The 22,939-nt window shown below is 72.8% G+C and carries 19 protein-coding genes; 6 read left to right on the forward strand and 13 right to left on the reverse strand.

The features are described 5' to 3' along the window. Entirely contained in the window at positions 1-414 is a 414-nt protein-coding gene (locus tag CRP49_RS45200) for a CBS domain-containing protein (protein ID WP_097259117.1), read from the reverse strand. A gap of 117 nt (positions 415-531) precedes the next feature. Then, entirely contained in the window at positions 532-1,011 is a 480-nt protein-coding gene (locus CRP49_RS45205; RefSeq protein WP_257033850.1) for a flavodoxin family protein, read from the reverse strand. Between the two features lie 181 nt (positions 1,012-1,192). Here CRP49_RS45205 and CRP49_RS45210 point away from each other — a divergent pair, with 181 nt between their 5' ends. Further along, on the forward strand, positions 1,193-1,669 hold the full coding sequence (locus CRP49_RS45210) for an SRPBCC family protein (protein ID WP_094215051.1): 477 nt from the start codon (positions 1,193-1,195) through the stop codon (positions 1,667-1,669). 203 nt (positions 1,670-1,872) lie between these two features. On the opposite strand, the gene CRP49_RS45215 is transcribed toward CRP49_RS45210, so the two are convergent. From CRP49_RS45215 to CRP49_RS45240, 6 genes are all read right to left on the reverse strand, one after another. After that, positions 1,873-2,301, reverse strand: a complete 429-nt coding sequence (locus tag CRP49_RS45215; protein ID WP_097259118.1) for a VOC family protein — start codon at positions 2,299-2,301, stop codon at positions 1,873-1,875. A 96-nt stretch (positions 2,302-2,397) separates the two neighbouring features. Next, positions 2,398-2,907, reverse strand: a complete 510-nt coding sequence (locus CRP49_RS45220) for an O-acetyl-ADP-ribose deacetylase (RefSeq protein ID WP_097259119.1) — start codon at positions 2,905-2,907, stop codon at positions 2,398-2,400. Beyond that, a complete protein-coding gene (locus CRP49_RS45225) occupies positions 2,904-4,313 on the reverse strand; it encodes an NAD(P)/FAD-dependent oxidoreductase (RefSeq protein ID WP_097259120.1) in 1,410 nt (469 codons plus the stop codon). Before CRP49_RS45225 ends, CRP49_RS45220 begins: the two co-directional genes overlap by 4 nt. 88 nt (positions 4,314-4,401) lie before the next feature. Next, the gene (locus tag CRP49_RS45230) at positions 4,402-5,247 is read right to left on the reverse strand and encodes an inositol monophosphatase family protein (protein ID WP_097259121.1); all 846 of its coding nucleotides are present in this window, start codon (positions 5,245-5,247) and stop codon (positions 4,402-4,404) included. Positions 5,248-5,339: 92 nt separating this feature from the next. Further along, positions 5,340-7,148, reverse strand: coding sequence for a gamma-glutamyltransferase family protein (locus CRP49_RS45235; RefSeq protein WP_097259122.1), 1,809 nt, complete (start codon positions 7,146-7,148; stop codon positions 5,340-5,342). A gap of 120 nt (positions 7,149-7,268) precedes the next feature. Then, on the reverse strand, positions 7,269-8,351 hold the full coding sequence (locus CRP49_RS45240) for a CPBP family intramembrane glutamic endopeptidase (protein WP_097259123.1): 1,083 nt from the start codon (positions 8,349-8,351) through the stop codon (positions 7,269-7,271). 138 nt (positions 8,352-8,489) lie between these two features. On the opposite strand from CRP49_RS45240, the gene CRP49_RS45245 reads away from it, so the two are divergent. From CRP49_RS45245 to CRP49_RS45260, 4 genes are all read left to right on the forward strand, one after another. After that, positions 8,490-10,841, forward strand: coding sequence for a histidine kinase (locus tag CRP49_RS45245; protein ID WP_097259124.1), 2,352 nt, complete (start codon positions 8,490-8,492; stop codon positions 10,839-10,841). Then, complete coding sequence (locus CRP49_RS45250) at positions 10,838-11,488, forward strand: response regulator transcription factor (protein ID WP_097259125.1); 651 nt, start codon at positions 10,838-10,840, stop codon at positions 11,486-11,488. The genes CRP49_RS45245 and CRP49_RS45250 overlap by 4 nt, the downstream gene beginning before the upstream one ends. 119 nt (positions 11,489-11,607) lie before the next feature. Continuing rightward, entirely contained in the window at positions 11,608-13,692 is a 2,085-nt protein-coding gene (ligA, locus tag CRP49_RS45255; protein ID WP_179852062.1) for an NAD-dependent DNA ligase LigA, read from the forward strand. Between the two features lie 370 nt (positions 13,693-14,062). Then, complete coding sequence (locus CRP49_RS45260) at positions 14,063-14,728, forward strand: hypothetical protein (RefSeq protein WP_097259126.1); 666 nt, start codon at positions 14,063-14,065, stop codon at positions 14,726-14,728. A gap of 6 nt (positions 14,729-14,734) precedes the next feature. On the opposite strand, the gene CRP49_RS45265 is transcribed toward CRP49_RS45260, so the two are convergent. After that, entirely contained in the window at positions 14,735-15,277 is a 543-nt protein-coding gene (locus tag CRP49_RS45265) for a TlpA disulfide reductase family protein (protein WP_179852063.1), read from the reverse strand. A 115-nt stretch (positions 15,278-15,392) separates the two neighbouring features. On the opposite strand from CRP49_RS45265, the gene CRP49_RS45270 reads away from it, so the two are divergent. Next, a complete protein-coding gene (locus CRP49_RS45270) occupies positions 15,393-15,878 on the forward strand; it encodes a DUF3515 family protein (RefSeq protein WP_179852064.1) in 486 nt (161 codons plus the stop codon). Here CRP49_RS45270 and CRP49_RS48765 read toward each other — a convergent pair. From CRP49_RS48765 to CRP49_RS45290, 4 genes are all read right to left on the reverse strand, one after another. Beyond that, entirely contained in the window at positions 15,875-16,435 is a 561-nt protein-coding gene (locus CRP49_RS48765; RefSeq protein WP_257033851.1) for an FHA domain-containing protein, read from the reverse strand. The two genes, CRP49_RS45270 and CRP49_RS48765, sit on opposite strands and share 4 nt — an antisense overlap. Next, positions 16,410-18,419, reverse strand: a complete 2,010-nt coding sequence (locus CRP49_RS45280; protein WP_097259129.1) for an AAA family ATPase — start codon at positions 18,417-18,419, stop codon at positions 16,410-16,412. Before CRP49_RS45280 ends, CRP49_RS48765 begins: the two co-directional genes overlap by 26 nt. Before the next feature lie 60 nt (positions 18,420-18,479). Next, the gene (locus CRP49_RS45285; RefSeq protein ID WP_097259130.1) at positions 18,480-20,102 is read right to left on the reverse strand and encodes a hypothetical protein; all 1,623 of its coding nucleotides are present in this window, start codon (positions 20,100-20,102) and stop codon (positions 18,480-18,482) included. Positions 20,103-20,461: 359 nt separating this feature from the next. Beyond that, positions 20,462-22,930, reverse strand: coding sequence for a protein kinase (locus CRP49_RS45290; protein WP_218893033.1), 2,469 nt, complete (start codon positions 22,928-22,930; stop codon positions 20,462-20,464). Positions 22,931-22,939: the final 9 nt, after the last annotated feature.

Genomic DNA, 22,939 nt, shown 5'->3' on the forward strand with positions numbered 1-22,939 from the left:
TCAGGCGTAGACCTTCTCGACGAAGTCGTGGATCTGGCGGTCCGTCAGATGCTTGGACAGATCGGCCTCGCTGATGATGCCGACGAGCTTCTTGTTCTCGATCACCGGCAGCCGGCGTATCTGGTGCGTCTCCATCTGGTCCAGCACCTGCTCCACGGTCGCGTCCGCGGCGATCCAGCGCGGCGTGCCCTTGGCCAGGTCTCCGCACGTCACCTTCGACGGATCGCGGCCCTTGGCCACACACTGCACAACGATGTCACGGTCCGTGACGATGCCGCACAGTCGCTCGTTGGCATCGCTGACGGGCAGCGCACCCACGTTCAGGCGCGCCATCAGCTGCGCGGCCCGGTCGAGGGTCTCGGTCTCCGGGATCCACTGGGCCCCGGAATGCATGATCTCTGCGGCGGTGGTCATCGGTTCAACCTCCTGAGGCACACGCCCGTTCGGATGACAAGGGCGTCCTTTTTTCACCCTTTCACCGTACGAGCATGTCCGCGCCCCCGCGCGGCATCCCGGACCGGCCGCGCCGCCCTACCGGTGTTCGAGGTTCTCGTAGTCACGGCGGCAGCCGGCGTCCTCGTTACCGGTGATCAGGCAGCCGCCGACGCGGCCGTAATAGGCGTACTGACCGGCTTCGTTGAGCAGGCTGGAGCAGGCGTAGAGGCGTTCGATCACCCGCTTCGTCACGGAGCTGTTGTCGCCCAGCCAGATGGGGCCGGCCAGGACGAGGATGTCGGCCGCCATGACCCGCTGGTACAGGTCGGGCCAGGCGTCCGTCGCCCAGCCGTGCTCTCTCATGTCGGGCCACACACCGGTGGCGATGTCGTGGTCCACCGCCCGTACGACATCGACCCGCACTCCCTGCGCGTCCATGATGGCCGTGCTCCGGTCGATCAGCCCCTGGGTGTTGCTGATCCCCGGCGAGCGCTCGAGGGTGCAGTTGATCACCAGGGCCCGCAGGTCGTCGTAGCTGGCCGGGGGCGCGTCGGTGGCGGGCGACGAAGAGGTCACACGGTCCTCCAGGAGCTCTGCGCGGCACGATGCGCGAGGGCGCGTCGGCATCCGGCTCCAGCCGGCGGGACGACCACGGCGGCCGCCACCACAGTGCCTCCGGATGCCCGTGGTGTACCGCGCCGCTAGTGTCGAGAGGGCGCCTCCCTTGTCCCCATCCTCCAGAAGGAGTGTGGTCGGCGTGGCCCGGAACCGCCGTCTGATCCTGAGCTCGCCGTCCGAGGTCTGGAGCCTGCTCTCCGACGGCCACCGCTACGGGGAGTGGGTGACCGGAACCCAACAGGTCCTCGCGGCGGACCCGCACTGGCCGGCCGTGGGCGCGCGCCTGCGGGTCCGGGTCGGCGCCGGCCCGTTGACGCTCGACGACACCTGCGTCGTCCGCGTCTGCGAGCCGCGGCACCGCCTGGAACTGGAGGCGAAGGCGGACCCCTTCGGCGCGGCCCGCATCGCCATGAACCTGATTCCCTGGGGCGAGCACACCCTCTTCGTCCTCGACTGGCACCCACTCCGCGGCCCCGGCACCCGGATGCACGGACTCCCCGTCGACTACATCGTCCGGATCCGCAACGGCATGATGCTGACGAAGCTGGCCCGGATCGCGCTGCGCGAACACGGCGAACGCGCCGAAGGCACCCTGCTGCACACAGGAAGCGACTGACACCGCCCCGGCCTCCTGCCCCCGGGTGACACCCTGGTCGCCCGCTGCGCTGTAGGGGACGGCCCCTCCCCAGGGCCGGCGATATCCCTCCTGCCCCTGACCACCGGGCGGGTATCGCGAGCCAGGGCAGGCAGGCGCACTCCCCCTTCGCCTGCCTGCCCTGGCATCACCCGACTTCACGACCTCGCGGGCTCGGAGGTTGCTCAGTCGAGACAGAACTCATTGCCCTCGATGTCCTGCATCACGATGCACGAATCGTTGCCGTCATACAGCAGTCGCACGCGTACCGCGCCGAGCGGGACCAGTCGTGCGCACTCGGCTTCGAGCGCGGCGAGGCGCTCTTCCCCCACGAGCCCGGTGCCGACCCGCACGCAAAGATGCACCCGATTCTTGACGACCTTGCCTTCGGGAACGCGCTGAAAGAACAGTCGCGGGCCCACACCTGAGGGATCACTGCAGGCGAACCACGAACCCTGATCCTCAGGCGGCCGCGAGCGATCGAAATTGTCCCAAGTGGCAAACCCCTTCGGTGGCGGCGGTACGACGTACCCCAACACCTCGCACCAAAACCGAGCGACGCGCTCAGGTTCTGCGCAGTCGAAGGTGACCTGGAACTGCTTGACCAATGACATCGGCGCACCATAACAGGGGGCTCTGCTGCTCATCTCCCGGTAGGCGTACCCATGTTGGCCACCTTGGACATCAAGTGATCAAACCGGAGCGTTCCGTCACCCGACCTGCCGGGCGAACGCCTCGTACGCCGGCTCGTCGAAGAGGACGAACGTGACCTCCTCGACCGACGTCTCCGTCGCCCGCACCGTCTCGACCGCGATCCGGGCGGCGTCGTCCATCGGCCAGCCGTAGATGCCCGCGGAGACCGCCGGAAAGGCGACCGTGCGGGCGCCGAGTTCGTCGGCCACCCGCAACGACTCCCGGTAGCACGAGGCCAGCAACTCCGAGCGGTCCTCCTCGCGGGTGAAGCGCGGACCCACCGTGTGGATGACCCAGCGGGCGTCCAGGTTGCCCGCCGTGGTGGCGACCGCCCGGCCCGTGGGCAGGCCCTTGCCGTAGTGGGAGGCGCGGAGCCTGCGGCAGTCCTCCAGGATCGCGGGGCCGCCGCGGCGGTGGATCGCGCCGTCCACGCCTCCGCCGCCGAGCAGGGAGGAGTTGGCCGCGTTGACGATCGCGTCGGCGCTCTGCCGGGTGATATCGCCCTGGACGAGGGTGATGGTGGTCATGTCTGCCTCAGTCTTCTCCACACGGCCTTCGCCGCGTTGTGCCCCGACATGCCGTGCACGCCGGGTCCCGGCGGGGTGGCCGAGGAGCAGATGAAGACGGCCGGGTGGGGGGTGTGGTACGGGAACAGGGACAGTCTGGGGCGCAGCAGGAGCTGGAGTCCGGAGGCCGCGCCGCAGGCGATGTCGCCGCCGACGTAGTTGGCGTTGCGCGCGGCCATCTCGGCCGGGCCCGCGGTGGCGCGGGCGAGGATCCGGTCGCGGAAGCCGGGGGCGAAGCGCTCCAGCTGGCGTTCTATGGCGTCCGTGAGGTCGCCGGTCCAGCCGTTGGGGACGTGGCCGTACGCCCAGAAGACGTGCTTGCCCTCGGGGGCGCGGCTGGGGTCGGCCACGCTGGGCTGCACGGTGATCATGAACGGCTTGTCGGGGGCGCGGCCCTCGCGGGACGCGGCCCGCAGGGCGGTGCCGATCTCGGCCTTGCTCGCGCCGATCTGCACGGTACCGGCGACCCGGGCCTCGGGGGCGGTCCACGGGACCGGGCCGTCCAGCGCGTAGTCGATCTTGAAGACGCTGGGGCCGTAGCGGTAGTGGTCGTAGTAGCCGCCGAAGCCGGCGATGCGGGCGAGCGCGGTGGGTGAGGTGTCGAAGACGTACGCGCGCGCGGGCGGCAGGTCGTCCAGGCGCTTGACCTCGTAGTCGGTGTGCACGGCGCCGCCGAGGTCCTGGAAGTAGGCGGCGAGGGCGTCGGAGATCGCCTGGGAGCCGCCGCGGGCCACGGGCCAGCCGCGGGCGTGCGCGGCCAGCGCGAAGACCAGGCCGATGGCACTGGTGGCCAGACCGTTCAGCGGAGCCATGACATGGGCGACGAGGCCGGAGAAGAGAGCCTTGAACCGCTCGTCGTGGAAGCGGCGCATCAGCACCGTGGAGGGCGGCAGCCCGGCCAGGCCGAAGCGGGCGAGGGTGACCGGGTCGCGCGGCAGCGCGGTCAGCGGCAGGGACATGAAGTCCCGGGCGAGCGTGTCCCACTTGGGCAGGAACGGCCGGACCAGCCTGCGGTACGCGCCCGCGTCGCGCGGGCCGAAGGAGGCGGCCGTCTCGGCGACGGAACGGGCCAGCACGGCCGCGGTGCCGTCCGGGAACGGGTGCGCCATGGGCAGGTCGGCGTGCAGCCACTGCAGGCCGTAGCGGTCCAGGGGCAGCGCGCGGAACGCCGGCGAGTTGATGCCGAGGGGGTGGGCGGCCGAGCACGGGTCGTGCCGGAAGCCGGGCAGGGTCAGCTCCTCGGTGCGGGCGCCGCCGCCGACGGTGGACCGCGCCTCGAACAGGGCCACCGAGAAGCCCCGGCGGGCCAGCTCCACGGCAGCGGTCAGTCCGTTCGGTCCCGCACCCACCACGACCGCATCGAGCATCGACGGCACCTTCGGACCCCTTCGTCAGCCGATGGCCACTCAGGTTCAGGATATGCCGGGGGACCGACACTCCCCGGCGCCGGGTGGCTCAGGCGCCCGTACGCAGCATGTCCACGATCCGGCGGGCGGTGGCGGCGTCCCGGGCGGCGGTGAACGGCAGCGCGTTGGCGCCGGTCACGCGGAACGGCTCGCCGGTGAGGGTGAGGTGGGCGCCGCCCGCCTCCTCGACCAGGAGCAGGCCCGCCGCGTGGTCCCAGGCGGCCTCCCAGGAGAACGCGACCGCGTCCAACTCGCCCCGGGCTATCGCGAGATACTCCAGGCCCGCCGAGCCGCAGGGGCGCGGGGCGAGGCCGTCGGTCCACAGGGCGCGCAGCGCGTGCTTCTGCTCGTCGGTGGTGAAGTCGGGGTGGGAGGTGGCGACGGTGAGGTCGCGGCCGGGTGCGGGCGGGCCCGCGAACAGCCGCTCGCCGTCGAGGAAGGCGCCCCGGCCGCGGACGGCCGTGGCGAGCTGGTCGCGGGCGGGGGCGTAGGTCCAGGAGGCCAGGACCGTGCCCCGGTGGGCGAGTGCGACCAGGGTGCAGAAGCCGTCGTCGCCGTGCACGAACTGCCGGGTGCCGTCGACCGGGTCGATGATCCAGACGGGCGCCTCGCCCTGGATCGCCTCGTACGTCGCCGGGTTGGCGTGCACGGCCTCCTCGCCGACCACCACCGAGCCGGGCAGCAACGCCCCGAGGGCTTCGGTGAGCTGGCGCTCGGCGAGCCGGTCGGCGTCGGTCACCAGGTCGTGCGGTCCGCTCTTCTGGTCCACCTCGTCGTCGGCGAGGCGACGGAAGCGGGGCAGGATCTCGGCAGCGGCCGCCTTGCGGACCGCTTCCTCCACGTCGCCCGAGCAGCGGGTGAGAAACTCGTCGATGGTTTCCGTGTCTTGCGTCATGCCCCCCATGAGAACATGCGCCACTGACAATCCCCGCCCGTCCGGTGGATGCCGGGTGGAATCGGGATGAAGAACGGATGCCGGGCCGCCCGTCAGCGGCCCACCGCGTACCCCTGCATCCCGCGCGGATTCGCCGCGGCCGACAGGACGCCGGTCTCCGGGTCCCGGGCCACCGCGCACAGGCGGCCCTCCGACCAGCCGGGGCCGACGGTGACGTCGTGCCCGCGCCGCCGCAGCTCCTCGACCACGTCCGCGTCCATGCGGGACTCCACGGTCACGCTGCCCGGGCGGCGGCCGCGCGGGTAGAAGGAGCTGGGGAAGCTGTCGTTGTGCCAGTTCGGGGCGTCGATGGCGCCCTGCAGGTCGAGGCCGCCGCGGACCGGGGCGCGCAGGACGGCGGCGAGGAGGAAGTGCAGCTGCCACTGGTCCTGCTGATCGCCGCCGGGCGTGCCGAACGCCAGCACCGGGACGCCGTCGCGCAGGGCCAGGGACGGGGTGAGGGTGGTGCGGGGGCGGCGGCCGGGGGTGAGGGAGTTCGGCAGCCCCTCCTCCAGCCAGGCCATCTGCAGCCGGGTGCCGAGCGGGAAGCCCAGCTCCGGCACGACGGGGTTGGACTGCAGCCAGCCGCCGCTCGGCGTGGCCGCGATCATGTTGCCCCAGCGGTCGACGACGTCCAGGTGGCAGGTGTCGCCCCGGGTGCTGCCGTCGGCGGCGACACGATGCTCCGCGACGGTCGGCTCGCCCGCACCCATCGGGTCGAAGCCGGTGCCCTGAGCGGCCTCCACGCGCGCGCGTGCCTGTTCGGGAAGGCGCGGGGTGCGTCCGCCGGGACTGCCGGGGCGCAGCTCGTACGACGCCTTGGCGCCGACCAGGGCCCGCCGCCCGGCGTTGTAGCCGTCCGACAGCAGCTCGGCGAGCGGCACCTCGGCCGCGTCCCCGTACCAGGCCTCGCGGTCGGCCATGGCGAGCTTGCAGCCCTCGACGAGCAGGTGGACGTAGTCGGCCGAGCCGTGGGCGGGCAGCTCGGGCGGGAGCAGGGCGAGCTGCTGGAGGAGGGCGGGGCCCTGGCTCCAGGGGCCGGCCTTGCACACGGTCCAGCCGTTCCAGTCGTACGTCACCGGCGCCTCGTAGGTCGCCGACCAGCCGGCCAGGTCGGCCTCGGTGAGGGTGCCGGTGTGCCGTTCGCCGCTGGTGTCCAGGGTGGGCCGCCGGGACTGCCGTACCAGCGCCTCTGCGATGAAGCCGGAGCGCCACACCTCGCGCGCGGCGTCGATCCGCGCCTCCCGGTCGCCGGCCCCGGCCGTCTCGGCGAGCAGCCGCTTCCAGGTCGCGGCGAGCGCGGGATTGCGCAGCAGCTCCCCGGGCCGCGGCGCCCTGCCGCCCGGCAGGTACACCTGGGCCGAGGAGGTCCACTCGGTCTCGAACAGCTCCCGGACGCTCTCCACGGTCGCGCCGACGTTCTCCACGGGCGGGTGCCCGCGCTCGGCATACCCGATGGCGTACTTCAGGACGTCGTCGAGGGACTTGGTGCCGTGGTCGCGCAGGAGCAGCAACCAGGCGTCGAAGGCGCCGGGCACGGCGGCCGCGAGCGGTCCGGTGCCGGGTACGAGGTCCAGCCCGAGCCCCCGGTAGTGCGCGACCGTCGCGCCCGCCGGGGCCACGCCCTGCCCGCACAGCACGCGCACCTCGCCGCCCGCCGGGGCGAGCAGGATCGGCACCTCCCCGGCGGGCCCGTTCAGGTGCGGCTCCACCACGTGCAGCACGAACGCGCCGGCCACCGCCGCGTCGAAGGCGTTGCCGCCGTCCTCCAGGACCGCCATCGCCGACTGGGAGGCCAGCCAGTGGGTGGAGGACACCATGCCGAAGGTGCCCTGAAGCGTGGGCCGGGTGGTGAACCGCATCTCTCACCTCACTGTTGCGCACGTCGGTCGGTCAGCAGGCTATCGATCGGATGCGGGTCGCGGTCCGGGCCCTGCGGTTCCGCACGGCCTGGTGCCGATGCGCGCACCGGCAGGGGCCGCTCACGGCTGGTCGGCAGCGCCCGCTTCGGCACCGGGGTACGGGGGCGGAAGGGGTGTGCCGGGATACGGAGGCGGAACGGGTGTGCCGGGTGTCGGACGGCCTGCCCAGGGCGGTGCCACGGGATTGCCCGTGACGGGTGCGTACGGGGTGGCGAAGGCGGGTGGCCGGCCGGGCGGGAGCGGCGCGGGGGCGGTCCGGGCCTGTGGGCGGCGGCGCAGCAGCCACACCACGGCCGCCGTGTACAGCGCGATGCTCGTGACGTCGAGTGCGACCAGCGGCCAGGGCGCGTCCGCCGCGGTCTCGTCGCTCCTGAGCCCGTCGACGGTGGCCGCCGAGCCGGCGAAGGCAAGGAGGTTGTTGACCGTGTGCAGCCCGATGGACGCCTCCAGACCGCCCGACCGCCAGGTCAGCCAGCCCGCCGCGACCCCGAACACCACGAGGTCGGTGAATCCCCAGGGTGTGCCCCAGCCGTGGGCGGCGGCGAACAGGACGGCCTGGGGCAGGAACGCGAACCAGGGCGAGCGCACGAAGGCGCCGACGGCCTGCGTCAGCCAGCCCCGGAAGACGTACTCCTCGGCGGCCGCCTGCACGGGAACCAGTACGACGAGCATGGCCAGCGCGGGCCCGAAGACCGCCCATCCCGCCCACCGGAACTCCTCGTCGCCGTCGGCGGGCAGCAGGAGCATGCCGCCCATCGCCAGGGCGACGATCGGCAGGGCCGTCAGCATGCACAGGGTCAGCCAGCGCCATCTGAGCCTCCCGGTCACGGACGAGACCGTGCCCGCCGGCCGCTGCCCGATCCAGCGCACGGCCAGCAGCACGACGGGTGTCGCCAGGGCGAGGAGCAGCAGGTCCACGGCCGTGCCCGACACGGGACCGAACTCCACCGCTCCGTCGGGGCCCTCGGGGTACCCCTTCCGGGAGCCCAACTCCTCGAGGACGACGTAGAGGACGCCCACGGCGATCATGTAGACCACGGCCACGACCATCGTCCCCACCAGCGGGCGCCACCAGCGGTGGCGCACCGAGAGCCGGGCCAGTCGGTGGTGGGGCAGGGGTTCGGGCAGCGGTGGAATCGTCATGACCTCACCTTCTCCGGTGGCACCCGGCCCTGCCGTCGCCCTGCGGCACGAACGGCGCCTCTATCGCTGGGTGGGGATCGGCCTCCACCTCAGGGCCGGTGTCCGGCGTTCGGGCCGCCCTCTACGCTCGTCGGCGAGATGGAGACGATACGCAACTGGCTTCTGCCCCTGGTGCTGGCAGTCGCACAAAGTGCTCTGCTGTGGCCGGGGTTGCCGGTGCTGGGCCCGGACGGAGCGCCCGGCCTGCCGGGCCTGATCGGCGCCGTGTGCGCCCTCTCCGTGGAGACGGCCGCGCTGGGCCGGCGCCGGCACGCTCCCGTGCGGGCTCTGGCCGGGACGCTGGTCGCCTTCGTCCTGGGCACGGTCGCCTGGCCGGACGGCTACCTCGGCCTCGGCACGCTGGTCGCCGTGTACTCCGTCGCCGTCCGCTGCCCCGGACCGGTGACGGTCCGGGCCGTCGCCGGGGCCGTGGGCGTCGAGTGGGGGCTGGCCGCCGTGCAGGACGGCTTCCGCGTCTCGCTCCTGACGATGGCGATCGCCCTGTCCGTGTACGTCCTGTGCGCGGGACTCGGCGAAGCGCGGCGCCAGTGGCTCGGTGGGCGGCTCTCCGCGGCCCGCCGGCTGGCCGGAGCGGAGCACGCCCGTCGGACGGCGGGGGACCACGAACGCCGGCGACTCGCCCGCGAACTGCACGACGTGAGTGCCCATCACCTCACCTCGGTCGTCGTCACCGTCGACGCCGCGCGCAGACTCAAGGACAGCAGGCCGGAGCTGGCCGCCGAGGCACTGTCGTTCGCGGAACGCACGGGCTTCGAGACCGTGGCGGCGCTGCAGCGGCTCGTCGGTCTCCTGCGGGACACCGACCGTCCGGGCCCGGAGGCCACGAGCGCCGAGATCGAGGAACTGGTCGCGGGATTCGGCCGATTGGGCCGACCCGTCGCAGCCCACCTCCCCGACGACCTGACCGGCCCCGCGGCCGAGGCGATCCACGGCATCGTGCGCGAGGCCCTCACCAACGCCCTGCGGCACGCCCCCGGCGCCGCCGCCCGGGTGCTCGTCCGCCGGGAGAACGGCGTGCTGGAACTGACCGTGGAGAACGCGCCGCCGCGCACCTCCGCACCGCACGACGCCGGCGGTCTCGGCGCCGGACGCGGCGTGGCCGGCATGCGGGAACGGGCCGCATCGGCCGGCGGCGAGCTGACCGCCGGCCCGAGCCCCGACGGCGGTTGGCTGGTCCGCGCGACCCTGCCCGACACCGCCGGGCCCCGGCATCCGCCCCGGCCCGTATGGCGGCGCGACGTCCTGCGCGAGCAGCGGCTCGCCGATCCCGCCCTGGCCCTGACCGCGATGGTCCTGCCGGTGGTCACCGCCCTCGCGGCCACGGAGGACTGGTCGGAACGGACCAGGCGCGACTCCGTACCGGAGCTGATCGCCGTGACGGTGCTGCTGGTCCTGCACGCGCTGCCTCTGGTGTGGCGCAGACGTGCCCCGCTGGCCTCCTATGTCGCCGTGCTGGCCACGGCCTGGCTGTGGCCCGTGACCGTCGCCGTGCTGCCCCTGCCGTCACGGGTGTCGCAGTTCCTCGTCATGGGCACGTTCGTGGAGCTGCTCGCCGTGTACGCGGTCGCCGCGTACGGGCAGGGGCCCTCCCGCACCTGGCCCGCTGCGATCGCGGGGACCTTCGGCACGGCCTCGGTGGTCACGGCAACGGCCGCTGCCGACGGCTCGTTCGAGGGCGATCCGATCGGCGGGCTCACCGTCGTGATGGTGGTCGTCCTGGGCGTCCTGCTGGCTCCCGTCTTCGCCACCGTGTGCGGCGCCGGCCTCGTCGTACGACGCCGACGCCTGCGCGTTCTGGCGAACGACGACTTCGCGCTCGCCCGCTCGATGTGGCATGCGGAGCGGGCCGCCGAGGCCGAACGGCACCGGCTGGCGGTCACGTTGCGCGAGGCCGTACTGCACCACACGGCCTCGCTCGTCGAACTGGCCCGGCAGGGAAGGCTCGACGACGTGGCCGCCACGGCGAGGGCGGCCCTCGCCGCCATGCGGGACATGCTGCACAGCCTCGGCGACGGCGCGGACCCCGAGGGCCGCCTCGCTCCGTCCCCGACCGCCGCCGACCTCGACACGCTGTGCCGCACCCTGCGCGCCGCCGGCCGCGACGTACGGTTGCGGGGCCTGCCGGAAGCCGCGCGGGACCTGCCGCCGTCCGTGCACGTCTCGACGTACCGGATCGTCGAAGCGGCACTCGGCGCGGGCGACCACGGGCCGGCCCGGGTGACCCTGAGGCGGCGCCGTGGCACCGTGCACATCACGCTGACCGGCGTACCGCTCGCCGGCGCCGGCCCGGTCGCCGAACGCCTGCGTGTACAGGTCGCCGCGGGCGAGGGACGCATCGCGTTCGAACCGATCGGTAATGTACGGGTGTCGTTGCCGGCCGGACCCGCTCCGGCCCCCGTCCAGGAGGTGTCCCCGTCGCCGTACGCGTGATCGTCGTCGACGACCAGGCCGTGGTCAGGGCGGGCTTCGCCGCCATCGTGGACGCCGAACCCGACCTCATCGTCGTCGGCGAGGCCGGAGACGGAGCGACGGCGGTGTCGCTCGCCACCGCCGAGGCTCCCGACCTCGTCCTGATGGACATCCGGATGCCGGGCATGGACGGACTCACCGCGACCCGCCTGATCACCGCGCCGGAGAACGGGCCGCGGGTGCTCGTGCTCACCACCTTCGACCTCGACGAGTACGTGTACGAGGCCCTGCGCGCCGGAGCGTCCGGGTTCCTGCTGAAGGACGCCCAGCCCGAAGATCTGCTGACCGCGATCCGCGTCGTCGCCTCGGGCGACGGCATCCTGGCCCCCACCGTGACCCGTCGCCTCATCCGCACCTTCGCCCAGGGCGCCCCGCGGGTTCCCACAGTGACCGGGGCCTTCGAGCACCTCACCCCGAGGGAACGGGAAGTACTGCTGAAGATCGCTTCGGGCCTCACCAACGCCGAGATCGGAGCCGAACTCGGCGTGACCACGGGCACCGTGAAGACCCATGTGAACGGCCTGCTGTCCAAACTCGGCCTGCGCGACCGGGTCCAGGCCACCATCCTCGCCTACGAGAGCGGACTGATCCGTCCCCGCACGAGCTGACAGCGCAAACGGGCGGAGCCGACCGCAGCTTCTTGTGGTCGGGCCTCGCAGCCAAGACCCGATGCGGGTGACCAGCACGGCTGGGCCCATTGTCAGTGGTGGGCGGCATCATGCCGAACATGACGACTTCTGCAGCAGTGATCGTGGATGCCGCCGCCTACGCGCAGGCGGTCGAGGATGCCGTGGGTGCGGCGGCCGCCTACTACGCAGGCGGCACCTCACCGCTGGACGACGACGCCTACGACCTGCTCGTGCGCGGGATCGCCACATGGGAGGCCGGGCACCCGGACCAGGTGCTGCCCGAGTCCCCCACCGGGAAGGTCGCCGGTGGCGCGGTCGAGGGCGACGTTCCGCATACGGTGCCGATGCTCAGCCTCGACAACGTCTTCTCCCCGGAGGAGTTCACCGCCTGGACCGCGTCTTTGGCCCGTCGCATCGGGCGTGAGGTCACACAGTTCAGCGTGGGGCCGAAGCTGGACGGGCTGGCGATCGCCGCCCGCTACCGCAGCGGACGCCTCACCCAGCTGGTCACCCGTGGGGACGGCACAGCCGGAGAGGACGTCTCGCACGCGATCGGCACCATAGAGGGGCTGCCCGAGACACTGGCCGAGCCGGCCACCGTCGAGGTGCGCGGCGAAGTCCTCATGACCACTGCCCAGTTCGAGCAAGCCAACGAGGTGCGCACGGCTCACGGCGGAGGGCCGTTCGCCAATCCCCGCAACGCGGCCGCCGGCACGCTACGAGCCAAGGAGCGCGCCTACACGGTCCCGATGACGTTCTTCGGCTACGGCCTGCTGCCCGTACCCGACACCGAGCCGGCCCTTGCCGAGCGGCTGACCACCTCCGCCCACAGCGACCTGATGCATCTGGCCACCGGGCTCGGCGTGCACACCAGCGGCCGGACCGCCGTCCCGGACGTGGTCGCCCACAACCCCGAAGAGGTCCTGGCCCGGGTCAAGGAGATCGCCGCGACGCGTGCGGAGCTGCCGTTCGGCATCGACGGCATCGTCATCAAGGCGGACCTCGCCGCCGACCAGCAGGCAGCCGGATCCGGCTCCCGCGCCCCCCGGTGGGCGATCGCCTACAAGCTGCCGGCCGTGGAGAAGATCACCCGGCTGCTGGAGGTGGAGTGGAACGTCGGCCGCACCGGGATCATCGCCCCGCGCGCGGTCCTCGAACCGGTCGTGATCGACGGCTCCACCATCACCTACGCGACCCTGCACAACCCGGCCGACATCACCCGACGCGGCCTGCGCCTGGACGACCACGTCATGGTCCACCGCGCCGGAGACGTCATCCCCCGCGTCGAGGCACCCGTCACCCACCTGCGCACCGGCGACGAAAAGCCCATCGCCTTCCCCGAACAGTGCCCACGCTGCGGGTCCGCCATCGACACGAGCGAGGAGCGCTGGCGCTGCACACAGGGCCGCAACTGCCACCTGGTCGCCTCGCTCGCCTACGCCGCGGGCCGCGACCAGCTCGACATCGAAGGCCTGGGCACCACCCGCGTCATCCAGCTCGTCGACGCGGGGCTGGTCACCGATCTCGCCGACCTGTTCACCCTCGAGCGCGACCAGCTGCTCGCCCTGGACCGGATGGGCGACACCAGCACCGACAATCTCCTCGCCGCGATCGCGAACGCCAAGCAGCAGCCGCTGGCGCGCGTGCTGTGCGCGCTCGGCGTCCGCGGCACCGGCCGCTCCATGTCCCGGCGCATCGCCCGCCACTTCGCCACCATGGACCACGTCCGCGCCGCCGACGCCGAAGCGATGCAGCAGGTCGAGGGCATCGGAACCGAGAAGGCCCCCTCCATCGTCGCGGAACTCACCGAACTCGCCCCGCTCATCGACAAACTGGCCGCCGCCGGAGTCAACATGACCGAGCCCGGCGCCACCCCTCCCCCGGCCGACACCACCGGTCCCGACGGCGCGACCGCCGCTCCGGTGGAGGCAGGCCCCCTGGCGGGGATGACCGTGGTGGTCACCGGCGCGATGACAGGCGCCCTGGAGAAGCTCTCCCGCAACGAGATGAACGAACTCATCGAACGAGCCGGAGGACGCTCCTCCTCCAGCGTCTCCAAGAAGACCACCCTCGTCGTCGCGGGCGAAGGGGCGGGATCCAAGCGCGCCAAGGCCGAGCAGATCGGCATCCGCCTCGCCACCCCGGACGAATTCGCCACCCTGGTCGCCGACCTCCTCACCTGAGGCCTCGGCCAGGGCGGGGATACGGCTGGTCGTGCGATCGGCGTGCAGCGTTCCGGCACGGGCTCGTCGTCGCACAGGCGAGTGTCTGTGCGGCGGGGTCTGCCCCGGGCGGCGCCTTAGCCGGCGTGGATCGCTCTCGGGCTCACGACCGTCGGCCCCTCGTAGCCGCGCTGCACGCGCTCGACGAACACAAGTCCGCACTCAACTAGCGGACAAAAAGGGACACACGGGATGTCAAGCGCCGGGCTCCGTGACCACACAAGCACACAGCGAGTTGGCACTTCCGCCCCACAGGGAGTCGTGTGACACTGTCGTCGCAGTCCACCATGCGGACCCCCTTCCGCACCCCCTCCCCCACGAGAAGTGCGCCGTGCGTTCTCTTCCTCTGCCGCTCGCCCTCATCGCGCGTCTGACGCCGGTCGCCGTGCTGGCCTGCGCCGGCTGGGCGATGACGTCGGGCCCGGCGACGTCGTCCGCCGACGATCACCGGTCGGTCCAGAAGTCGCCCGACCAGTCGGCCTCCGCCCCGTCCTCCACCGCGGTGTCGAAGTCGTACGACACCGCGCCCGCCCCCTGCACCAGCGTGCCCGTGGCGACCGTCAAGTCGCTGGTGCCCGGGGCCAAGACAGCGGGCAGGGAGATCCCGTCGACCGACGCCAAGCTGCGCCGCACCTGCTCCTGGAACGCCCTGCAGGGCTACGACTACCGCTGGCTCGACGTCTCCTTCGAGGTCGCCGAGTCGGACCAGGAGGCGAAGAAGGAGTACGAGCAGCGCGTCGCCGAGAAGAGCGGCGGAGGGGCCGTTCCGGGGCTTGGAGACACCGCCTACTCCGTCGTGAACCTCACCACCGAGGACAAACAGGAGACCCGCGAGGGCGTGGTGATGGCCCGCGTCTCCAACGCGCTGGTGATCGTCACCTACAACGGCAGCGACTTCGAGACGAAGAAGGCCCCGAGCACGAACGAGATCAACAAGGGGGCCATCAAGGCCGCGAAGAGCGCCGTGGCCGCCCTGCAGGGCGGCGGATCCGGCTGACGGCCTTCAGGAGCGTACGAGCGGCCGTACCAGGTCGCGCAGTTGCCCTTCGGTGACGGGCCCGCTGTGGACGCCCGCCATTCTGCCGCGGGTGTCGATGACGACCGTGAACGGCACCCCCTGCGGCACCGAACCCTTGGGGAACGTCAGCACCTTGCGGCCGGAGGGGTCGCTGAAGCTGGGGTAGGACAGGTGGTGGTCCTGCTGGAAGGACCGACCGCTGCCGGCGTCGTTGTCGGTGTTGAGCCCGAGCACCTGGACGCCCTGGGCGGCGAGGTGCTTCTGCGCCGCGTTGAGTTCGGGCGCCTCGGCCCGGCAGGGGCCGCACCAGGAGGCCCACGCGTTGAGCACCACGACCTTGCCGCGGTAGGCGGACAGCCGCAGGGGCTTGCCGTCCAGGCTGTCGCCGGCGAGGTCGGGCGCGGCTGCCCGCCGAGCGGCGGGAATGGGCCCGCTCGTCTCCTCGGCGGGGCCGGAGGTGGCCATGCCGGCATGGCAGGAGGCCAGCAGCAGACAGGCTGCGGTCCACAGCAGGGGTCGCGTCTTCACGAGGAACGAGTATCTCAACCGCCCTATGAGGGAAGGATCTTGGGGTGCTGTAGGTTCCGAAGGGACTGATCACCGGCTGGTGCCGGAACCACGACACACGGGGGCTGTAGTGAGGATGCGGTACGCGGTCGGAGCGGGGGCGCTGGCGGTCCTGGTGGCCGCGGGCGGCTGGGGGTGGTGGGCCGGGCAGGACAGCGGTGCGCGGTACGGGCTGCGCGCGGCCGAGCGGGCGTCCGGACCGGCGTGTACGGGCCTGGCCGGGCGCTGGCCCGGGCGGCTCGGCGGTCACGACCGCGAGGGGGTGGGGGTGACCGGCGCCGAGGCCTGGGGCGGTGGCGCCGTCACGGCCCGGTGCGGGCTGGTCTCGCCCGGCCCGTCGACCGACCCGTGCGTGAGCGTGGACGGCGTGGACTGGCTGCTCGAACAGGCACGGTCCCGGCAGTCGGGGAAGAAGGTCCTCGTCTCCTACGGCCGCACCCCCGCCGTGGAGGTGACGATCTCGCCCGGCGTGCGGGCCGTGGACTCGGTGCTGATCGACCTGTCCAAGGCCGTCGCCCCGATCGCTCAGCGGTCGCGCTGCCTGGACTCCCAGGGGCGCTAGGGCGCCGCCTCCTCGGGCTCCTCCCCGATCCCCCGGACTTCGAAGTCGACCTCGGGGCCGAGTTCGACGCGGTCGCCATTGCTCAGGCGGACCCGGGAACCCGGGGCCAGCACGCGGTCGTTGACGCGGGTGCCGTTGGTGGCGCCCTGCGGGACCTCGGTCAGCCAGGCCGCCCCGTCCGAAGTGTGCAAGACCGTCGCGTGCCGGCCCGACACCGTGTCCTCGTCGGCCAGGAACTCGGACGCCTCGGGGGCCCAGCCGTCGTCGCGCCCCAGCCGGATCTCCGAGCCGCGCGGCACGTCGAGGTGACGGCCCCCGCCCCGGAAGACCAGCCGCAGCACGCCCCCCGGCCGGCCCGCGCCCCGCCTCGGTGGGCCGACCGGGGACAGGCATCTGGGGCACTCGGCCATGCCGGTGGGGACGACCGTGGAGCACCGATCGCACCGGAAACCGATGGGCGGCGGGGACGGGCGCGTGCGCGGGGGTGACGGGGCGGTGTCCACGACGGGCACCCACTCGCCGTCGTCCTCGTCATCCCAGTCGTGTACCTCCGACACCGGCGTCTCCCTTCTTGAGCACCACCGTCGTATCCACCCGTCCCTTCTTGGTCTCCCGCACGTCCGTCACCACCACCGTGGTGCCCGGCCCGAGGTCGGGTGCCGCGAACAGTTCCCGGGCGAGCGGGTTGATCAGATGGGTCTCCAGCACCATGCCGATGCCACGGCCGCCGTTCCACTTGTCCCGGGTGCAGTGGTCCAGCAGCTCGCGTCGGGCCTTGTCCTCGAACTCCAGGGCCAGTTGGTGTCCCTGGGCCAGCTGGCGCTGGATGTTGCCGATCTGCAGATCGAAGATCCGCTCGGCGGTCGTGTCGGAGATGAAGTCGAAGACGACGACGTTGCCACCGATCCGGTTCATCAGCTCCGGCCGGCCGATGACCAGGTCGAAGTGCTTCTTGACGTTGTCCTTGACGGTGGCCTCCAACTCCTTGTACGGCGTGCCTGGTTCGACGATCCACTCGCGTTCCTGGGTCTCCGGGTCCGTGCGCTGCACGCCGAGGTTGGAGGTGAAGATGAGCACGCACTCGCTGAAGTAGGTGGTGACTCCCTGTCCGTCGGTGAGCCGGCCGTCCTCCAGCACCTGCAGGAACTTGTCGAGGATGCCCTTGTCGGCCTTCTCGATCTCGTCGAACAGGATGACGCGGAAGGGGTTCTCCCGTACGGCTGAGGTCAGTTCGCCGCCCGCCTCGTAGCCGACGTATCCGGGGGGCGCGCCGACGAGCCGGTCGGCGGAGTGGGCGGCCGAGAACTCGCTCATGTCGAAGCGGAGATACGCCTGGTCGCTGTCGAAGAGGACGGAGGCCACGGCCTTCGCCAGTTCCGTCTTGCCGGTTCCGGTCGGGCCGGCGAAGAACAGCACACCGCGCGGCCGGTGTCCCGGGCTGGTCGCCTGCGCCCCGGAGAGCCCCAGCGCGGCACGCTTGAGGATGTCCAGGGTCATCGCCACGGCCGCCTCCTGCCCCAGCACCCGGCGGGGGATGGACCGCTCGTTTCCGGGGTCCTCCCCGCGGAGGATGCGCTGCCGGATCTCGTCGCGGCTCCAGGGGTTCTTCTCCACGCCGAGCCGGTAGATCCGTACGGCGTCGGGCATGGCGGCGAACGGCATGCCGCGGGCGCGGGCGAGCTTCACGCTCTCCTCCATGGCCCGCAGGCTCATGCCGGAAGCCGCCCGGGCGAAGGCGCCGACGGACCGCACCCGTTCCGCCTCGTCCGTGCCGGCGGGCGAGGACGACCCGCCGCGTGATCCCTTTCCGGCGTACCGCTCGTAGCGCTCATGAAGGAGACGGGCCATCGTCGTACGCTCGTCCGCGTCCGGCTCAGGTACGGCGACGGCACGGATCCGCTCGCTGCCGGAGACCATCCATCCGGGTACGTCCCGCTCCCCCTCGGCGAGCCAGATCACCGGGTTGAACAGGCCCGGCCCGCTCGGGACGACGGGGGTGCCGGTCCAGGGTTCCAGGGGCTTGGCCTCGTGGGCGAGTTTGAGGCAGGCGAGGAAGAAGTCCCGTTCGTCGGGGGTGAGCCGGGACGGGTCGGTGATGAGACGGGAGGCGTGGTCGACCACCAGCGCCACCCGCAGCGGCCGCAGCCGACGTCCGTCCCGCAGCATCTCCTCCCGCTGCTCCGCCCACCCGGTGGTGATGTTCCGCACCTGTTCCAGCGCCGACTGGCGTTGCGCCGCCGTCTGGCCGGGGAACTCGCGCGGCCCCTGCAGCAGTTCCTCGACGGCCGCCTGTGCGTCGCCGTCACCGGCCGCCACGCGGAAGCCGCCCACCTGGTCGCAGAGCACCAGCGCCTGGTAACCGACCTCCCGCAGCGGGTTCCACAACACGTCGAACAGCGAGTGGAACCTGTCCCGGCCTCGCCGGTGCACCAGGTGCAGGTCACGGATGTTGCCGTGCAGGACGTACTGCGCGTGCACGCCGAGCGTTCCGATCAGCTCCTCCACGAAGGGCGGGAGCCGGTCTTCCTTGGACAGGTCCATAGTTCCTCCCCGGTGGCCGCGGGTTCAGGCCGCGTGCCGGTACGGTGCTCGGTGGTGGTCTCAGCGGCGTTCGTCGCCGTCGACGGTCCGATGTCGCGGAGCTTGCCGGGGCTCCCGCTCCACGCGCGACGACCGGTCGGTGTCCTCTTCGGGCGTCTCGTTGAGCACTACGGCGTCCTCCCCCAGCACACCCGGCAGCGCTCCCTCGGTCCGTTCGACCGTGAACTCGACGCCCAGTCCCAGCGTGCCGGTGATCTTCTTCAACTCGGCGAGCCGCTCCTGGGTCTCCTTGCAGCGGGCGTCGTCGAGGGCGCTCTGCGCGACGGTCCGCTTCCCCGGGCGGCCGCGGTACATGGTCGCCACGCGCAGCTTGCCCTCGACCAGGGTCGCCCTGAGCCAGTGGTCGGGCTCCCAGCCGTCCGGCGTCCAGTCAAGGCGTATCTCCTGCCCCTCGGGCCGGCCGGACTCCGTGTGGCCGCCGAACCTCCTGGCCAGTTCCGCGATGGCGCCGGCGCACTGCTCCCGGACGTACATGGCCTCCAGAGCGCTCAGGCGCTCGACCACGCTGCGTTCGACCAGGTCTCGTTCGGCCGGGCTCAGCGGGACGCCCTCGTCCAGGGTGCGCCGGAGCAGGGCCACGGCCTCCGGTGCCGGGGCGAGGTCCTCGGCACCCTTTGGGGTCTCGTAGACGAGGAAGTCGTAGTGCAGCGCGGCGCGTTCCTGGGCCTCCCGGATCTCGCGCGCGTGCTTGTTGGCGTCGCGGACGAACTTGCGCGCCGCGGTGAGGTGGGTGCGCGCCCGGTGGGGGTCCTCGGCCGCGCGGCGCACGGCGTTCTGGACGGACTCCGCGGCGAGTTCGGCGGTCTCGGAGGCGGCGTACGGGTCCAGCTCACCGAGGATGTCGGCCCCGGTCCGGCGGACCGCCTCCGCGTCGAGGCCCGTGGGGGTGCGCGGGCCGGATGCCTGCCGGGGTACCTGCCGGCCCTCGGCCTCGGCGGTGCGCTCCTCGGAGAACCGCAGCAGCGCGCGCTGCCGGCTCTCGCGCAGGGCGCGCTGCCAGTCGTCGTCCTCCTCGTCCAGCCGCAGTACGGCGGCGAGGCGCTGCTGCTCCCACTCGGCGTGCCGCTCCTCGGCCCGGCGCACGGCCTCCTCGTTGCGGGCCAACTCCTGCCGCAGATTGGACAGCCGTTTTCCGATGGGGTCCAGCGGCGGCGGCAGGTCGGGGTGCGGCGGGGCTCCGGCCGGGCCGCCCGCGGTCGCGGCCCGGGCCACCCGCGCCAGCAGGGCGCGCCTGCGGGCGTTGATCCGTACGGCGGCGAACGCGGCGTCCTCCCACTGCTTCGCGGCCGTGGCGGCCAGCTGCTGCTGCCGTTCCAGGCAGCGCTGCTCGTCCGCGGCCCGTACCGCCGCCGCGGCGAGGACGCGGGTGGTGAGCAGGGCAGCCCGGCCGGCGAGCAGGACGCCGCTGAGCGAGCCGAGCACCTGCAGCGCCGCGTCCGCGGCCTGATGCACCGCGTGCTGGGCCGCGTCGGCGAGGTGAGCGGAGACCTGGCCGGCCGCGTCGTGCGCGTGGACTATGCCCGTGTGCGGCAGCGCGTTCAGATCGACGGGCGGCGGGGGCGGCGGGAAGGCCACGGCGGGCGCCACGGCGTCCACCGTCGGGAAGGCGAGACCCGAACTCATCCCTGTTCTCCTGTCTCTTCGGGCATCGTCATGGACTGCCGGCGGGCCGCCCGCCGCGTCCGGTACTCACGGAACGTGCGCCACCGGGCAAGGCGGCCGCGCAGGCTCCACACGGACCGCCGGTCAGCCGCCCGGCCCGTCCGACGCTCGCGACGCCTACGCCACCAAGCCAGGCGGCCACGCAGACTCCAGAGGGACTGCCGGTCAGCCGCCCCCTGCGTCTGCTCCTCGCGACGCCCACGCCACCAGGTCAGCCGGCCCCGCAGGCTCCACACGGACCGCCGGTCGCCCCCGCGACGCGTACGCCACGGGGCCAGGCGACCGCGCAGACTCCACAGGGACCGCTGGTCAGCCGCCCCCTACGTCTGCTCCTCGCGACGCCCACGCCACCAGGTCAGCCGGCCCCGCAGGCTCCACACGGACCGCCGGTCGCCCCCACGGCGCGTACGCCACCGGGCCAGGCGACCGCGCAGGCCCCACGCGGACCGCCAGCCGCCCGCCCGCCCCCTCCGCTCCTCGCGACGTCTGCGCCACCGAGCCAGCCAGACGCGCGGGTTCAACAGGGACCGCCAGTCGACCGTGCGCCGCGGCCGGTTCCCGCGGCGCAGGCGCCGCCAGGCCAGGCAACGGCGCACGCTCCATGCGGCGACGGCGACGGCCGAGGCGAGCGGCCAGAGCCAGGGCGCGTAGGTGATCGCGTAGAAGCCGAGGAGGACGGCGAGCAGGAGCAGCGCCGCCGTGATGAAGCGACCGGCCCGGGTCCGCGCCAGCCGGCCGGGGCGCTCCGCGCTGCGGATCAGCAGGCCGGCCAGCGACCGGTCCGGGTGGTAGAAGGGCGGGCCGATGTACACGGCGGTCCACAGCTCCACCACGAAGACGAACGCGGCCGCGGGCAGCGCCTCCAGCCATGCCATCACGACCGCCTCCTGGGAGGCGCGGCCCAGCACGTCCGCGAGGCCGGTGACGAACATCCAGGGAGCCGTGACGACCGTCGCGCCGAGCAGGGCCCAGCCCAGGGTGGGCAGGCGGTCCAGCCGCCGCAGTACGGCGGCGAGCCCGTCCTGGTCCGCGGCGAGCATCCGCTCGCTCTCCTCGACGACGCGCCGCCGCCTGAGTCCGTGCGCCTCGGTCTCCGCGTGGCCGGACAGCAGGTGGGCGGCGAGCAGGCGCAGGTCGTCGTCCTCGGCGTTGAGCAGCGCGTCGAACCAGGGCACGCGTTCCGGGAACTGGGCGCGCCGGCGCAGCACGGCGTCGGTGAGCCGGGTCCTGGTGCGTTCCGGTTCGCGCGCCAGCTGCAGGAGCCAGGCGTCCACCGCCACGCTCTGCCGCAGGGCGGTCCGGACCGCTCGGCCCCTGCCGGTCTCGTGGCTGCGCAGCATCTCCCGGACGGTGGGCTCCCAGCGGGCGCGCAGGGTGCGCCAGGCGTGGTCGGCCTCGTCCAGTCCGTCGCCGCCGGGCCGCTGGGCGAGTCCGGTCAGGACGGCGGGGTGGTCCGCCAGGTGCCGGATCAGCGCGACGGCGTCGGCGTTCCCGTCCCTGGCCCCCTGGCACAGCCGGCGCATGCTCAGCACGTCCAGGTCCGCTCCGTGCCAGGAGACGTCGAGGCCGGGACCGAGCCAGTTCAGGAGCTTTACCAGACCGGCGACGGACGGCGGTCGCCCCAGCTCGGTGCACAGCTCGGCGAGCCGGCGCAGCTCCTCGGGGCTGCGGTCGCCGATGGTCTTGAACTGGCTCAGCCAGATGACGAGTCGGGCCCGGTCGTCGTCGGCGGCCAGCATGCGCGCCGCGGAGACGTGGTTCTGGTCCAGGTGGACGGCGAGCTGGTCGGCGCCCGTGAACTCCTGGCCCATGAACGGGAAGGGCTGGATCACGGGGCGTGTCGTGTCGTCGTCGAAGATGCGCCCGTCGGTGCGCGGGGCGACGTCGGGGTCCTTGCCGTCCAGCCAGTCCCGCACCTGCTGGGCGTGCCAGCGGTGCTCGGGGGCCCGGGTGAGCAGGCCCTCGCAGAGCCGGCGGGTCCTTCGGTCCCCGATGCCGCCGAGGTCGGGGTCGTGGGTGGCGATCTCCGCCAGTACGTCCTCGTCGCGACGGAAGTCGATGGGGTGTCTGCCGAGGGCCAGTTGGGCGATCACCATGCCGAGCGACCACCAGTCGCCGGCCTCGGAGACGGTCTGCCTCAGCAGTCCCGCCTCCGGCGCGAGGTAGAGGGGTTTGCCGCGCCAGTCGGTCCGGGGGTCCAGCGCCTCGTCGGGCCGGTGGACGGCGGCGCCGAAGTCGATGAGGACGAGGTCGGCCGTGTCGGCGCGGCGGGTCTGCACCATGATGTTGTCGGGGGTGATGTCGCGGTGCACGACGCCCCGTTCATGTAACGCGGTGACGGCGTCGTACAGCTGGCCGACCATGCTCCTGACGGCCTCGGGAGCCAGTCCGTCGGGGTGGTCGGCGTGGTACCTCTCCAGGGTCTCCTCGCCGTGCGACCAGTACAGGTGCCAGGGGTGCCCGTGCGCCTCGCCGGTCTCCAGGAGCCGTTCCAGGTGGGGAGCGGGTTGCTCACCGAGTTCCGTCAACTCCCGCTCGACGTCTCGCTCGGGGGCGTGCCGCCGGTGGTACCACTTGAGGACCAGGGGTATCTCGGCCGCACCGTGACGGGCCGTCAGGTCGCGTACCCGCAGCACCACGGGCTCGGCGGGGCGCCGCGCCGCGGACAGTACTGCGACGAGCGGGAAGCGGTCCGACAGCTCGGGAGGCACGTCGGAGAGGACCGGACGTGTCTCCACGACCCGGGCGAAACCGCCGTCATCGGGGTCGACGACTCGGGTGGGCGGCATGGTCGTCAT

The organism is Streptomyces sp. Ag109_G2-15 (assembly GCF_900215565.1).
Classification (GTDB): domain Bacteria; phylum Actinomycetota; class Actinomycetes; order Streptomycetales; family Streptomycetaceae; genus Streptomyces; species Streptomyces diastatochromogenes.